This window comes from Bacteroides sp. MSK.18.37 (genome assembly GCF_019129155.2).
GTDB lineage: Bacteria > Bacteroidota > Bacteroidia > Bacteroidales > Bacteroidaceae > Bacteroides > Bacteroides ovatus.
On sequence record NZ_JAHOIB020000001.1, the window covers coordinates 4,633,099 to 4,648,964 of the forward strand.

Consider the following 15,866-nt stretch of genomic DNA (forward strand, 5'->3'; position numbering starts at 1 on the left):
AAAAGGATAAGAATTATGATGAGAAGAACTATTAATTTACTACTGATGTTGCTTTTTGTGGCAGAGGTAACATCTGCGAATACTGTTGATTTTGATAAAGCATTTAAAGAAAGCGCCCGTATCGAAAAACAGATTAAACGGACCTCTTTTCCGAAACGAACATTTCTTATAACTGATTTTGGAGCAAAAACGGATGATGAGGCTAATCCTTGCCATGAAGCCATTAATCAGGCTATTCTACAGTGCAGTCTGTCAGGAGGTGGCACAGTAATTGTTCCTAAAGGTACTTTCTATACCGGACCTATTACTCTAAAGAGCAATGTGAATTTCCATCTCGAAGAGGGAGCTGTTTTGAAATTCTCTACAGATCAAAGCCTTTATTTTCCTGCAGTTTTAACTCGTTGGGAAGGAATTGATTGCTATAATGCTCACCCCTTGATTTATGCTTATGGTGAAAGCAATATTGCCATAACCGGAAAAGGTATTATCGATGGACAAGGTAGCATGGAAACTTGGTGGCCGATGTGTGGAGCCGTAAAGTATGGTTGGAAAGAAGGCATGGTGGCTCAACGCAATGGAGGTCGTGAACGTCTGTTGATGTATGGTGAAACATCGACTCCTGTGTACAAACGTCTGATGAGGCCGGAAGATGGTATGCGTCCGCAGCTATTGAACTTACATTCCTGCCACACCATCTTGATTGAAGGTGTTACTTTGTTAAATTCTCCATTTTGGGTGATTCATCCTCTTTTCTGCGAGAGCTTGATTGTTAGCGGAGTGACTGTTTTCAATCGTGGACCTAACGGAGACGGATGTGATCCTGAATCTTGTAAGAATGTGTTGATTGAGAATTGTACATTTGATACGGGTGATGATTGTATTGCCATTAAATCAGGACGTAATGAAGACGGGCGTAAATGGAATATTCCCAGTGAGAATATTATTGTACGCGGTTGTATGATGAAGAATGGACATGGAGGAGTCGTGATCGGCAGTGAGATTTCGGGTGGTTACCGCAATTTGTTTGTAGAAGACTGCCGGATGGATAGCCCGAATCTGGATCGTGTCATTCGTATTAAGACGAGCACTTGCCGCGGAGGACTTATAGAAAATGTATATGTACGCAATGTGACGGTAGGACAATGTCGTGAAGCTGTACTTCGCATCAATCTGCAATATGAGAATCGGGAGAAATGTAAGAGAGGGTTTGACCCGATTGTCCGTAATGTGCATTTGAAGAATGTAACTTGTGAGAAGAGTAAATTAGGTGTGCTTATTATCGGATTGGAGGATGATAAACATGTATATAATATCAGTGTAGAGGATTCTCATTTTAATAATGTAGCCAAAGGAGCAAATGATATTAAAGGGGCAAAAGATGTTACTTTTAAGAACCTTTATATCAATGGTGAATTGGTGAAATAGGGTATAATTGTAGTAATTTAGAATATCCGAATATGAATGAAAAAGAAGATTTAGAAGAACTCCAATGTTTTGTTTCAAATATACAGAATGATTGGAAAACAGCTTATGATGCACAAATTTATATCACATCTCTGTCTGTAATAAGTAATCATGATTGGAATAAATTAGAACTTTGGATAAATCTTCATCAGGATGGTTTTATCTATAAGTTAAGACATTATTATCCTGCACTTTCGGAAGACGATATACATATCATTCTTTTATTACGTATTGATTTTAATAATGCTCAAATTTCAGAGTTGTTTCATGTTTTAGAGAGTTCTTTTAGAATACGGCGTAGTAGATTGAAGAAAAAAATGAATGTTGCTTGTGAATCTATTACAGATTTTGTCAAATCATTGTATTTAGAATAATTCTCTTTTTTATAGTAAAACCATATATAAATGTGTGTATAAGTAAATGTATACGCATTTGTATATGGTTAATATTTTTCTCTTAACTTAGAAATGTATTCTTTTGCAACAAATTATCATTGAAAAACATTTTTCATTCATACTAATATTATGGAAAAATACAGATTATCATCGTATGCAATATCGATAGAATTAGAAAGTGAACCTGACGATAGCCTATTAATACATGGCTATACCGGTGCTATAGATTTAATAGATAAGTCCATAGTAAGGTTTCTGATAGAAAATCCTTATTTTGATAGGGCTGTGCTACCTTGTGAAGAAAGTACAAAAGATACTCTTGAAAAAAGAGGATATATCACTTTACAAACAGAAGATGAAGAAAAAGAATACTTTAAACGTTTAGCAACAGCACTTTTTAGAAAAGAAAGTATGCTACGTAAAGGTTTTACTTTTCTAATTACCTATGATTGTAACTTTCGTTGTCCTTATTGCTTTGAAAAAGATATTCAGAAAGATGGAACAGCGTTCACCAAAGAGATGGTAGATAAAGCCTATCAAGCTATATTACAGATAGCACCAGACGAAAGACTACGCTCAAGGTCAATAACCTTGTATGGCGGTGAGCCTTTATTAAAGAGAAATAAGAATATTATATCTTATATTATTGAACAGGGTAAAGAATTAGGATTTAAGTTTTCTGCTATCTCTAATGGTTATGACCTGAAATATTATGAAGATCTTCTCTCGCCGGAAGATATTAGCTTTATTCAGATAACGATAGACGGCATTAGAGAACGTCATAATCAACGTCGTATTCATTATCAAGGATACCCTACATTTGATACGATTGTAGAAAATATTGGAATTGCTTTGAATAAAGGAGTTGCTATTTCAGTTAGAGTGAATGCTGATCGAAACAATATAGAAGATTTAGAGGGATTACAAACGATTTTTTGTGATTTGGGCTATACAGAGAACCCTTTATTTTCTATAAACTCTGCATTATTAAGAAATTATTCCGATAGTACAGAAAAAGCCTATCAATACTTCTCACAGAAAGATTTTATAGAATGGCATAAAAAACATGGCTTGGAATCTACTTGCCAAGATTATGGAGTATATCGTAGAATTCATGCAGCGATAAAACAAGGTAAACCTCTATCTTTTCGTTCTACTTTTTGTAGTGCTCAAACGGGTGGATTTGTGTTTGATCCATTTGGTAGAATTTATACATGCTGGGAGACTGTGAATCAAAAAGAACATTGTATAGGTAATTATTCTTTGAATAATGATATTGTTTGGAATGAGCAAGTCGAAGAACGTTGGAGAAAGACCTATCTTTTGGAGAATGCTATATGCGCAAGCTGTAAATACGCATTACTGTGTGGCGGTGGATGTCCGGCACAAAACTTACAGAAACATCGTTGTACGCATATGGAGGATATAGTTCATAATGCTGCGAATAAGGCTTATTTAAGCATTAAATAAAATATTAATTAAAATTTATTTTTATGGAACAAAATGAGAAAAAAGAACTACGTTCTTTGAATGTAGAGTTGCCAACTCTTTATGTTGAAGAATTGGAACAGCGGTTAGAAACCGATCCGTTGGCTATCGGTGGATTACTATCTGGAGATTTTGATGGAGTTGAAGCATATTCTTGTGGTAAAGATTGCGATGAATTTACTTGTGACGTTCATTGCGATGACCATTGTTCAGAGCATTGTGGAAGATTTCATTGTTCGGTAGATTAGGTAATTCCGTAATGAATTAAAGCTAATTATTGAATCTATTTTCAGTATATTCTCTCAATTGATTTGAGAGAGTATACTGATATGTAACTTCTATTTTTATTTTATATAGAATGAAAAATAATGTATTTTTAGTTTGTATGTTACTCTTTTCTATATCTGTTTTTGGACAGGAACTGAAAATTCAGGGGCATCTGATAGATGAAGAGAAACAAGACTTAGTGGCTGCAACTATACGCTGCTATCTGAATGACACGCTTTTTGTGGTAGGGGGAACTACGAATAGTAAAGGAGAATTTGAACTCAAACTTCCACATACGGAACAAAAGTACAAGCTATTAATCAGTTATTTAGGTTATAAAGAAACTACTTTAGTATTGAATCCGACCAAAGAGACCCTGATTCGTTTAGGAGAAATAACGATGGATAAGAAAGTGGTACAGATGCAGGAAGTAACTGTGCTAGCTCCCAATCGGATAAATACCGAAGACAAAATAATGGCATTCCCTACTCGCGAGCAGTTACGACACTCTTATGACGGATACAGTGCTTTGCGTGCGTTAATGATTCCGGGGCTGGAAGCTGACCCTCGAAGTGCAACTATCACTTATCATAGAGAAAACGTATTATTGTGTATTGACGGACGTGAGGCAACACGGGAAGAAGTGCAGAATCTAAACCCAAAAGATATTAAACGTGTAGATTTTTATTCTCAAGGTCGTTCCGATTACCCGGAAGCTTCTACTATATTAGATTATATACTTAAAGAACGGGATTACTTAGGAACAATCGCTTTAAACGCAAGGCATCAATTGAACAAACCAACAGGCACTGGACGAGGAACTGCCCAGTATTTTGAAGGAAAATCTGAATGGGCTGTATCAGTATCGGACAATTATACTCATTTTAGAAATCATGACGAAGGATATACCGAAACAATTTATCATTTTCCTGACGAAACCATCATCCGGACAGACGATGAATTGCCCTCATTAAACAATAATAATAACCTGAAAGCTTATCTAAATTATATATATAAAGATAAGTTGCAAACATTTTACTCTTCTTTACGGATGAATAGGAGTATGTCTGAAAATGACAACTGGAATCGGCAACGGTATAATAATACATCCGCTGTTCTCGTGAAACAAGAATACAAACATACTGTTAGGTTGAATCCGGCTTTACAATTACGCTATAATCGTACTCTTCCCAAAAGGCAGATACTTCGATTGGAGTTGTATGGAAGTTATGGAAACAACGATTACAATCGATGGTATGAGCAGCGTACGGATGAAGTCATAACGTCTTCTTATGCCAATGCTACTGCCGAAGGTAGTTGGTATGGAAGACTTAATTGTAACTATAGTAAAAGTTTCAAAAATAAATCATCTGTCAGTTTGACTCTAAATCAGAATTTTACGCATACTAACAACTTAAATACAAAAGAGGGGCAAAATTCAGAGATCTTTTTAAATAAAGGTAATACCAGTTTTTATGCTACATATAATTATCGCATTAAGAAGAAATTTAATCTACAAGCTAGCATTGCCGAACATTTATCATATACTACGACGAATGGAAATCATGTGTTCAGTTCTTTCTTCATACCTTCATTGAAACTCTCCTATCTTCATAAGGGACATTCGTTGAAGTTGACCGGAACTGTCCGTAGTACAGAAATAAGTCTTTCAAATCGTACCGGTTACGAATATAAAAAAAATGAATACGAGATGTTTGTAGGAAATCCTAAATTAAAAGACTATTTGCAATATAATGCAGGATTAAATTATGATTGGACTATGAATTCCAGGTGGACATTGCTTTCTTATGCTAGTTTGCACATAAGTAATCCGCAGAACTATGAACTATATCGTTATGATGACGAACGGAAAATGTTTGTATATCAAAATTTGAATGGAAGCAAAAGTTTGAGTCAGCACTATGAATTGGCTTTGCAATATGATATTATTCCCCAGATATTTAGTTTAAGGCCAGTGCTGATTTATGATCGCATGGATGTGTCCTTGTGGAAAGATTTTTCTTTTGATCGTTTTTTCTTTTGCTGTTCTCTTTTTTATATGCATAATGGTTGGAGCTTTGATGTAAACTATATGGCACCATCAAAGTATATGAAAATCACTTCCGGTCTTATGACTCATTTTCCTGGAATGCTGGGATTCGGAGCTGGTTACAGTATCAGCAACTGGAATATTGATTTATATATGCAAACGCCGTACAAGGCAGTTTCTAAGGGGCACCTTCAGCAAATTGGTTATGAAAGAAGATATGAAAACCGAATACCTCGTGTTAGCGATCATGTAATTAGCTTATCAGTAAATTATCGTTTCACTTTTGGAAAGAAAAAACATAAATTCGATAACTCGGTTATACAAGATACGAATCAGTCAACCATATCAAGCGATTAAAACGAAGCAAATGAATTTACAAGAGATAGAAATCCGGCCATTTTCAACTTCTTCCCTTCATGAAACTTTTCTTATGGAGGTTTCGGGACGTTTCTTTGAAATAGGTAAAGATGTGGCTGAACTTCTGACCTACTTTAAATGTAACGGTTGTGAAGAAGCAAGTATTGAAGAATATTCTAAACAAAATGGAAAGTTTTCGAAAGAGGAGATTTTGACGTTTTTAAATGATTTTGCTAAGAAGTTGGAAAAAGAGAGCGAACTTCCTAACAAAAGAAAGTCTTTTCTGTATAATAGAGAACTCATATCAGCGAATGTCATCAACAAATGTTCCTCGTTGTTAGCTCCTTTATTTAATAAATGGTTCATATTGTTCGTCATATTATTTTTTATAGCTTTGGATGTTCTCTACTTTATAGAATACAGTACAATAGGTAAAGAACACCTAAATTTGAATATTTATATTTTAAGCGGATTACTATTCTTTTTTATTCTTTCTTCTCTTTTTCACGAGTTAGGACATGCTTCAGCTTGTCGCTATTTTGATATTTCTCATGGAGGGATCGGGCTTGGATTGTACATTAATATACCAGTCTTTTATACAGATGTATCAAGCGTCTGGAAACTTCCAAGAAAAAAAAGATGTATTGTTAATGTTGGAGGAGTCTATTTCCAGATATTACTTTTAATTCCATTTTTGGTAATTTATTTATATTCTCAAAGTAGTTTATTGAGCTATATCATATTGATTATGAATTTCAATTTCCTACTCACACTAAATCCATTCTTTAAATTCGATGGATATTGGATTATGACAGATGTTTTAGGTGTTGCCAATTTACGTCAAAAAGGAAAAGAATGGATGCTGTATATGATAAACAAATTTAGGCATAAAAATACTAATAAAGTTCCTTACTTAATGTCACTCTCCAAAGGAACTAAAATAGCATTGGTTATCTATACAATAGTGGTAAACTTCTTTTTCGGATTTTATTTCTTGTATATACTACCACTTTTTTTTATTAGATTCTATCATACTTTTCCTGAAAGAATTGAACTATTATTAATGAATCTGTCACATCATCAAATGCCTAATTGGGGGAATCTGCAACAATGTATTTTACAAATAGTGTTTTTGTATTTCTTTCTTTATATGCTGTATAGAATGTTGAGTCCGTTATTAAGAAAAATAATATGGAAAAAATAATAAATAAAATAGCTTGTTGTTTATTGGTTTTCATGTTTCTTATGCGTTTTTTCTACGTACAAGATCCATACTTTATCTGTACTTTTCTTTTGGTTATTTGCCTTACTGTCTGTCTAACCAGGCAAATGATAAAACTGACTATCATTGATTTATGTTTGCTCCTTTTATGGGCATATATAGGGATGGGACCTACTGTTAATTTCGCAGGGAGTGCGTATTCTTTTATTACACTCACATCAAATATCCTGTATTACTTTCTTTTGAGGTATATTATCACATACGATAAGAAAGGAGAACAGTCATTGCTATCATCATTTACCGTTTGTATTGCTGTCTTATCCGCATTAGCCTTTTATTCTTTTTATCTTTTCTGTGTGTCAGTGCATGAAATGGGTTTTAGTTCTCTTTATGATTTCAGATTTTTATATAAACCATTGGGAGTACCCAATAATGAATGGAGTAGCCTTCAATGGTTGTTTGGCGGGATTATAACGGCTGTCTATATTTATAGTGAGAATAAAATAATAAAAGGTATAGCTTTACTATCAGGTGCAATAATCTTATGTTTGGCTTTAGTTTCATTCTCACGAGGTATTTATCTTGCCGGTATTGTTTTCATCATATTGTTAATTGTGCTGGAACATAGGAAATTATTCGAAAGGAAAAAGATAATTATTGGTGGAGGCTATTGTTTGTTAGTAATAGTTGTTGCTTGCCTTTATTCAACAGAAATAAAAAAAACACTTCATGGAAATGAGACTGTATCCCAACAGCGTAGTACGAAAAGCCGAATAAATACCTTCCAATTAACAACGGATGTCTTGAAAGAATATCCTTTTGGAGTGGGACTCAATAATTACACATTGGCAAAGGACTATTATTTGCATGGAGAAAAAAGGGTTGACTCTTATACTTCATACGCTGCGAATTCATTTTTAAAGATAGGTATTGAAGGCGGATATGCCGGTCTGATATTTTATATATTATTTCTTTTATCCATAGTTTACTACTTAGTGAAGGCGAAGAAGCGTAATTTGTGGCTATTATTTCTTTTTCTGTTCGCCTTTTTTCTTCGGGAACAAACATTTTCTACATTCTTTGATTCCAGTAGTGTCCGATTATCAGCTTTGATATTAATCGCTTTCCTGCAAAAAGAAGAAATAGTAATTGTGCAACGATCGAATATAAAGATTTTAGCTGCTATACCCTGTTTGGCATGGATATGTGTATTTTATATTTTTAGATTTAATTGTAACGTTAATCATGATGTTGCAAGATTAGTTAATCAGTCTATGGCTTATCGAAAGGTTAATATACCAAAGGCGTTGACATGTATAAAGCAAGCCCAATTAAAAAATCCCTTAGATGTTCATCTGGCTTATTATGAATATTGCTGGTCAGAAAAAGAAAATGCAGTTCACAACGAAGATAAACTTAGAAAAATGACGGAACTCTATCCTGACAAATTATTGTTCCGGTGGACACTATATGAGCAATATAAACAACAGCATCAGTTAGAGAACGCTGCAACTGAATTAAGATCTTGTATCTTACAAAATCCTCGAATTCTTGGGACTTCTTTTTGGAAAGAACTTAATGAACAAGAGCCTGGATTCGCAGAGCTGGTAGTAGGCGGATTATTAAAAGAAAAACAGGAAAAGCCTTTAAATGTAATAGAATTAGCTAAGTGGGGAAGTATTGCTTTACAATTAGGAAAAAACGATTTAGCACTGTCCTATTTGAATGAAGTTAGCAAACAATTACCCAACCTATCCCGGGTATGGTTTAATTTAGCTTCCATATTGGAGAAAGAGGGAAAATTAGAACAAGCTAGTCTGTACCGACAAAGAGGGAGTATAATGGAATTAGGTGTTTTTTCTAAAGACAGAAGTTATATGCCTCCCGTAGAGCAAGATATAAATAAAATAATCAATGAGCAATACTCTTTTTTATTTAATCTGTGGTATAATGAAAATTTGAAGAATGAAATAGAATAAAGATATGAAAGCGTTGATGAAAATAAGTTTTTTGCTTCTCGGTGTTACTGTTATTTGCTGGGGAGTATATTTCTACTCTGGAAATAGGATTATCACACGGAAAGTTTTAGCACATTATCAAAATGATTCATTGAAATTAGCGGCAGCAACATTCTTGTTGGATAATATAGGTGACAAATTTGCTTATTGTAAAGAGGATATTGAACGTTATGACACGATTTTTGCACTTTATGATGAATTAAATAAAAAAGGAGAAACCTCATCAGAACCAGAACTGGCAAAAAAATGTTGGCATACCTTAATTCAGACTTATGGGAAAATGAAACCTTCACTATTTGAACGTGAATATGATAGGAAAACTTTATCTGCATCTTTTTTAATAGATAATATTGATGTGGCTTTTGAAGCATGGCAAACAGCCCCTAATTTTATCACGCGTGATTTTAATCTATTCTGCAGATACGTATTGCCTTATCGGGTTGGCAATGAGCCAATAGAGCCGGAGCGAAGAAAACAATTCGAGGAATTGCGTTCTCTAAGAGATTCTATGTTTGACGAAAGTCGGATTATAAAAGATCTATATCACGAATTTGTCAAAGTACGTAAATACCAAAATAGTAAGCAAATGTGGAATTATGCGATATCTTTAACTAAATCTCAATTAGAAAAAACTCGTAGAGGATCATGTCGTCATTTTTGTGAGTATTATGTGGCAGCTTTACGTGCTTGTGGCATTCCTGCAACAATAGATTATGTTAATTGTTGGGGGAACAGAGCTGGTGGACATGAATGGGTGGCAGTTCTAAAGGATAGTGGAGCATTTCTTGCTTTTGACGCATTAGATCGAAAGAAAATGAAATTGGCTTATAAACCAGCAAAAATTTATCGGCAAACTTTTGAAACACAGGTTATTGATGGGAATGCGAGAAAATATGTTCCTGACTATATGCTAAATCCAAATCGCATGGATGTCTCACATCTTTATTTTAATACCTATGATGTGGAGATAAAGGGCAGTGATATGAAACAATATAAGAACTATCCTTATGGAGTTATTTGTGTGTTTGATAATAAGAAATGGGTACCTGTTGATTTTGGTAAGGTGACTGATGGGGTATTTCATTTTCAAAATATGATAGGCGATGTATGTTATATGGCTGGTTTTTATGTTAATGGAACTTTTATTTCGGCTACAGAGCCGTTTGTTCTAACCAAAAGTGGTGAAGTAAAATTGATTCAATGTTACACAAAAAATCATGTAGATATGCGGTTGGTTCGTAAATACCCGAAATTCACACGCATTTCTTCTTTTAGGAAAGGACTATTGGGCTCTAAAATAGAAGTATCAGATGATAGAGAATTCTCTTCAGGCAGGACCTTGATAACAATTGATGAATTAGGGAATGAAGATATTTTTGATTCAACCGTAACAGTGAATAGACCATACAGGTATGTGCGATTCGTTTTTGATGAACAGAAAGAAGGTAATTTGGCTGAAATAGAATTTTATGGGAAGAAGAGAGGGACAAATGTTGAAGTTCTATTGACAGGTGGATTTAGCGGAGAACCAATAAAGCAAACTAAAACAAATTGGACGATGGCTTTGGATCGGAGTTTCGATACTTATTTTAAGAAGAATAAGGGAGAAAAAGGTAATATTTGTTTAGATTTAGGAAAGGATAATTCATATGAGATAACGCGCGTAAGATATGTTCCTCAAACAGATTCTAACTTTATAGTTCCGGGAAATCAATATCGTTTGGAATATTGGGACAATTCTTCTTGGAAATTTTTTGGAGAACAGATTGCTACCGATTTCAGTTTAAATTTTTCAAATGTACCTACTGGCCGATTATATATTTTACATAATCTAACCAATGGTGTAGAGGAGAGAATTTTTACTTATGAAGATGGTAAACAAGTGTGGTGGTAAGCTTTATCTGTTATTAAAAATGAATGTTATTTATGAAACGATTATTGACTTTATTAAATCGTTGCGTTTAAAATGATCTTTCTTTAAAAACCGTATACAAAGTGTGTATATTTACCAATGTATACACATTTGTATACGGTTAATGTTTTTATATTAATCTATTAATGGTTTTCTTTGTTACAACGTGAATGATAAACTTTTATTTGGACTAATATTATGATAAAACATCTATTCTTTTTTATTTTCGTATCTATGCTACATCTATCTTATGGACAAAAAAGATACACAATCAGAGGTGAATTTCCTGATCATTCTTTGGATAATGAATATGTATTGCTATATGATTTCTCATCTCTTCAAGGTGAATATGAACGTTCAAAGCAAGCATTCATTGACAGTATATTGGTGGTCGATAAAGTGTTTCATTATGAAGGAACGATCAATCAAGAACCTTTTTTAGCATTAGTTCTTTGTAGTAAAAGCAGATATCTTAAATATAGCACAACTTTTATAGTAGAACCTGGCAATATTCAGATGCGCGTTGTTGACTGGGCAAGTGATGGTGATGTGTCAGGTACTTCTATAAACGACGATTACAACAAATATATTATTGAACGGGGGAAACAATTGGTAAGACGCGTTCTTTAAGAACTAAACGAGAAGATACAATAAAAAGTGATACTCTAAAAGATAATAAATGTATATCTTTAAGTGAGGTATACACATATGCCGAGGAAGGGAAATTTATTTTCTTAGAGAAATATGCTATGTATCCAAATGTTGTACGATATTGGTTATCTTTCTATTTGAATGGGCGAAGAGCGTCAAAGAGTCCTGTTTTCTCCAAATGCCTGCATATTCTCAATTTAATGCCCAAAGCGGATCGGGACATCCTTTTGGCTTGGCGGGACTATACTATTAAAAAGGAGGAGTATAGAGAAAAGACTAAATCTCTGTTGGATAGTATACATAATAATGCCCCTCGTTTCATTGAGGCTATTTCAAAATAGCTCTTCTTAATATGAAGTTTGGGTGTAGTTGCTCTTTTGAAATTTAGTTGGAAAGCTCGTAATGGTGCACAAAGGTATTAAATAGTGATTAACGGATTAGTAATTAATCGGTGCGGTTTTTAATTATTACAGAATAGAATGGATTTTCTCATCGGATATTTATTTTCAATCTTTCTATGTTTTCTTTCACCTTTTCTCTGTCTCTTCGATGAATAAGGAGTTTGCGGGTGAAGGGTAACAACTTCACCACCTCTTCACCTGTGGCGATTAGTTTCAAAAATAGTTTCAAGGCTTGAAACTATTCGTTTCTCGGTGTGAAACACTTCGTTTCAAAGCATGAAACAAAGTGTTTTTTCAAGATGCGCAAATATAGTGCAAACCTATTAAAATTCAAATAGTTATAAAACTAATGTTTTAATCGGATGTGGTGAATAAAGCTAAATAGAGCATATTTGGGAGTGAGTTATGTTACTTATCTGTTACCTCTTCCAATTTGCCTACTAATCGGATATAAGGCATTAGTTTTCAATATATTGCATTATTCTTCATAACTTCAAATACCTCAACAGTAATTAAATTTGTAACTAAAAAAGTTGAGTTATGAGAAGTACATTCAGAGTGTTGTTTTACACTAAAAATCAATCGATTAAGAATGGTAAAGTACCTGTAATGGGACGTATTACCATCAACAAGACCACAGCTTGCTTTAGCTGTAAGAAGGAGGTGTCTATTTCTTTATGGGACGCCAAAGCTAATAGGGCTAAAGGGAAATCCGAAGAAGCTAGAATGTTAAACCAGGAACTTGATAATGCCAAAGCCCAAATTGCCAAGCATTACCAATACATATGCGATCATGACAGTTTTGTCACAGCCAAGAAAGTCTATAGCCGCTATGTCGGTTTTAAAGAAGATTCCCACACCCTTATGGAGCTTTTCAGGGAACAGCTTGAGTCATACAAGGAGAAAGTAGGCAAGGAAAAGGCAAAAAGCACCTATCTTGGTTTAGTAGCCGATTATAAGAGCGCATTGCTTTTTTTGAAAGACAAAAAGAATGTTGAGGACATTGCACTTGATGAACTTGACAAAGATTTTATTGAAGACTATTATAATTGGATGTTGGGCACATGCGGCTCGGCCAGTTCTACAGCATTCGGACGTGTTAATACCATGAAATGGCTAATGCATATCGCTCAAGAGAAAGGTTTAATAAAAGTTCATCCCTTCACGGGTTTTGGATGTAAGCCGGGATATAAAAGACGTTCATTTCTCTCTGAAGAAGAACTGCAGAGGCTTATACATGTAGAATTGAGGTATAAACGTCAGCAGGCTATGCGTGACATGCTACTTTTCATGTGCTTCACAGGCCTCGCCTTCGCAGATCTGAAAGCAATTACTTATAAGAATATCCATACAGATTCTGATGGTGGCACATGGCTCATGGGAAACCGTATAAAAACAGGCGTAGCATACGTCGTGAAATTATTACCTATAGCAATTGAACTTGTAGAAAAGTATAAGGGTGATAACAAAAAGAAAGATTCTCCTGATTGCGTTTTCCCCGTCGGTGATTATGAAACCATGAAAAGTAGTTTTAAGGTTTTAGGGAAAAAGTGTGATTGTAATGTAAATATCACCCCTCATATCGGGAGACATACCTTTGCAGTTTTGGCTATATTGAAAGGCATGCCGTTAGAAACTTTGCAAAAAGTATTAGGACACAAATCGATTCTTTCCACACAAGTCTATGCTGAACTGATCAATCCGAAGGTTGGGGAAGATACGGATAGGATGTGCGACAAGATTGGTTCCGTGTATCGCTTGGCCAATTAGAATAAGTATGAAAAAACACCCTTCAGCAAATGTTGAAGGGTGTTTTTCGTATTCAGGCAGGTTGCTTATTTCAAGTAACGCCTGAAATCTTTATAGTTCTTTTTTAGTACCTCGTATAGCCCGCTTTCCGGATAGAGCAGTTTACCCCCGACAGAGGTAATTGAGGTATAAGGTATTGCCTTTTCATCCCGTAGTGTTTGTAATGTACGCTTGGAAACATGAAGCATCCGGCATACCTCATCTCCACTCAGATAATGTTCGTCTGCAATCGTCGGACGTATCCGTGCCGCAGCAGCCTCCAGATTTTTTCCTGTCCGTTTGATCCATCCGGTAAGTTCCTTGAACTCTTCCGAATCTTTAGTGATAATGTCTGCCATACTCTTTATTTTCTTTTTTTGATTAGTCCTTCCTCCAGAATTTGCTGGATGTCCACTTCTTTATAAAAGAATTTTCCACCGATATTAGAATAAGGAATCAGCCCGTTATCCCGGTAAGTCTGCAGTGCCCTTTTGGAAATATTGAGAGCCAGGCACACATCCTGCGCATCCAGTCACTTGTCCGGTGTTACGGGGGCTATTTTCTTTTGAAAGTCCATCATTTGCACGGACAGCATACTTAGTTGTTTCTTCAAGTCCTGATAAGCACTTGTTTCGATAATTGTCAGTTCCATGATTTATAAATTAAATTGTGAATAATGAAATTGGGTGCAAGATAAAGGGAATATTACTATAAATCAATCGTTTAGTTTCCAGTGTCGTTAATAGTCATTAATAGTCATTTTTTGTCAGCGTAGCTTTTCTTATACTTTTTATTTAACGGGGGAGTCGTGAAATCCGACATCCCTTATACAAATGGTAACTCTTTCATCTTTTTTCCTTTTTTGCCCTGCCACATTTCTTTATGATATGGATTTCTTCGGAGAAATCAGAAATATGAGTATCTTTGGAACGAAATATAGATTTAAATGGCAGGCAATAGCCTTCCAATTAGATATAGACATAACATTCGCAGAATGTCTCAAGACGGAAATCTGGTAAATTTCAATGAATAGAGGCTTTTTGTGTATTGCTTATGCTATGCTTTGTCATAGCGTGGCTTACACAGCTACTATTCATAGGTTTACCAGAACCTCCGTCTTGGAGTTGGGTAAGGCCACGCTTTCTCAAATACTTCTGCCGAATAATATTTATAGGTTAAATATTATACTTATGGCAAAACTCCAATTACTTGCAATCACTACTCTTGACGGATACCTCTTCGACAGGACTGTTTCTTCCCCTTTGTGGGATAATCCGAACAAATATGGCCTCACCAAAATACGGGAACGTGCTACACAGACTCTCGGGCCGGATGTATCTTTCATCTCATTGACACAATGGAAAAAGAAAAATGAAGGTATTTATTTCATAGAAGCGGCTCCGGATACAATTTCCGTTATAAGCAGCATGTTCAGATACTGGTTGGTGGATGAAATCATCCTTTTTGTCGCACCGTATATCCAAGGGGACGGCATACGTCTGTTTACAGAAATTCCCGGTCCTTCCTCATGGGAAATGACCGGGAACAAATGTTTCAGATCCGGTATTTGCAGGCTGGCCTACAAACGGATTGAATAACCTGCAATTATCTTCTTATCCTGACTGACTTGGTTTAGACAGGCATCTTATATTTCTCCCAATATTTTCTTGCCTTGTCCGGTCCTATCCAGTTCCGTTGGTCATCGATTCCCCTGTCCGAGAGTTGTTTCCTGACCAGCTTCTGGATATCAATCTCCCCTTTGGCTATCTTGATCAGCAGTTCGGAAGCAATCGTATTCAGCATTAAGTCCGGATTCAGTTCATCCGGTATCTCTTCCATTTCTTTTTTCATAA

At 35.1% G+C, this 15,866-nt stretch carries 14 protein-coding genes; 11 read left to right on the forward strand and 3 right to left on the reverse strand.

Features of this window, described 5'->3' with window-relative positions:
* The first annotated feature begins 15 nt into the window (after nucleotides 1–15).
* The 10 genes from KSX81_RS17575 (at nucleotide 16) to KSX81_RS17620 (ending at nucleotide 13,995) form a co-directional block, all read left to right on the forward strand.
* The gene (locus KSX81_RS17575) at nucleotides 16–1,425 is read left to right on the forward strand and encodes a glycoside hydrolase family 28 protein (protein ID WP_004301643.1); all 1,410 of its coding nucleotides are present in this window, start codon (nucleotides 16–18) and stop codon (nucleotides 1,423–1,425) included.
* Nucleotides 1,426–1,457: 32 nt separating this feature from the next.
* Nucleotides 1,458–1,838: a hypothetical protein gene (locus KSX81_RS17580; protein ID WP_004301645.1), complete on the forward strand. Its 381-nt coding sequence runs from the start codon at nucleotides 1,458–1,460 to the stop codon at nucleotides 1,836–1,838.
* A 150-nt stretch (nucleotides 1,839–1,988) separates the two neighbouring features.
* The gene (locus KSX81_RS17585) at nucleotides 1,989–3,329 is read left to right on the forward strand and encodes a radical SAM/SPASM domain-containing protein (RefSeq protein ID WP_004301647.1); all 1,341 of its coding nucleotides are present in this window, start codon (nucleotides 1,989–1,991) and stop codon (nucleotides 3,327–3,329) included.
* Nucleotides 3,330–3,352: 23 nt separating this feature from the next.
* On the forward strand, nucleotides 3,353–3,595 hold the full coding sequence (locus KSX81_RS17590; protein WP_004301649.1) for a hypothetical protein: 243 nt from the start codon (nucleotides 3,353–3,355) through the stop codon (nucleotides 3,593–3,595).
* A gap of 110 nt (nucleotides 3,596–3,705) precedes the next feature.
* Nucleotides 3,706–6,021, forward strand: a complete 2,316-nt coding sequence (locus tag KSX81_RS17595) for a carboxypeptidase-like regulatory domain-containing protein (protein WP_004320927.1) — start codon at nucleotides 3,706–3,708, stop codon at nucleotides 6,019–6,021.
* 10 nt (nucleotides 6,022–6,031) lie between these two features.
* Nucleotides 6,032–7,225, forward strand: a complete 1,194-nt coding sequence (locus tag KSX81_RS17600) for a hypothetical protein (RefSeq protein WP_004308524.1) — start codon at nucleotides 6,032–6,034, stop codon at nucleotides 7,223–7,225.
* Nucleotides 7,213–9,222 carry an O-antigen ligase family protein gene (locus tag KSX81_RS17605; protein ID WP_004320926.1) on the forward strand — a complete coding sequence of 670 codons (2,010 nt, stop codon included), beginning with the start codon at nucleotides 7,213–7,215 and terminating at the stop codon, nucleotides 9,220–9,222. Before KSX81_RS17600 ends, KSX81_RS17605 begins: the two co-directional genes overlap by 13 nt.
* A gap of 4 nt (nucleotides 9,223–9,226) precedes the next feature.
* Complete coding sequence (locus KSX81_RS17610; protein WP_004301658.1) at nucleotides 9,227–11,155, forward strand: transglutaminase domain-containing protein; 1,929 nt, start codon at nucleotides 9,227–9,229, stop codon at nucleotides 11,153–11,155.
* A gap of 216 nt (nucleotides 11,156–11,371) precedes the next feature.
* Nucleotides 11,372–11,803 carry a DUF4369 domain-containing protein gene (locus KSX81_RS17615; RefSeq protein WP_004301660.1) on the forward strand — a complete coding sequence of 144 codons (432 nt, stop codon included), beginning with the start codon at nucleotides 11,372–11,374 and terminating at the stop codon, nucleotides 11,801–11,803.
* Between the two features lie 962 nt (nucleotides 11,804–12,765).
* On the forward strand, nucleotides 12,766–13,995 hold the full coding sequence (locus KSX81_RS17620; RefSeq protein WP_004311878.1) for a site-specific integrase: 1,230 nt from the start codon (nucleotides 12,766–12,768) through the stop codon (nucleotides 13,993–13,995).
* 65 nt (nucleotides 13,996–14,060) lie between these two features.
* Here KSX81_RS17620 and KSX81_RS17625 read toward each other — a convergent pair whose 3' ends face one another.
* Both KSX81_RS17625 and KSX81_RS17630 read right to left on the reverse strand, forming a co-directional pair.
* Nucleotides 14,061–14,372, reverse strand: coding sequence for a helix-turn-helix domain-containing protein (locus KSX81_RS17625; RefSeq protein ID WP_004311879.1), 312 nt, complete (start codon nucleotides 14,370–14,372; stop codon nucleotides 14,061–14,063).
* A gap of 5 nt (nucleotides 14,373–14,377) precedes the next feature.
* Nucleotides 14,378–14,545, reverse strand: coding sequence for a helix-turn-helix domain-containing protein (locus KSX81_RS17630; protein ID WP_008771129.1), 168 nt, complete (start codon nucleotides 14,543–14,545; stop codon nucleotides 14,378–14,380).
* A gap of 658 nt (nucleotides 14,546–15,203) precedes the next feature.
* On the opposite strand from KSX81_RS17630, the gene KSX81_RS17635 reads away from it, so the two are divergent.
* Complete coding sequence (locus KSX81_RS17635) at nucleotides 15,204–15,611, forward strand: deaminase (protein ID WP_004311882.1); 408 nt, start codon at nucleotides 15,204–15,206, stop codon at nucleotides 15,609–15,611.
* 34 nt (nucleotides 15,612–15,645) lie between these two features.
* Here KSX81_RS17635 and KSX81_RS17640 read toward each other — a convergent pair whose 3' ends face one another.
* Complete coding sequence (locus tag KSX81_RS17640) at nucleotides 15,646–15,864, reverse strand: hypothetical protein (RefSeq protein ID WP_004318621.1); 219 nt, start codon at nucleotides 15,862–15,864, stop codon at nucleotides 15,646–15,648.
* Nucleotides 15,865–15,866: the final 2 nt, after the last annotated feature.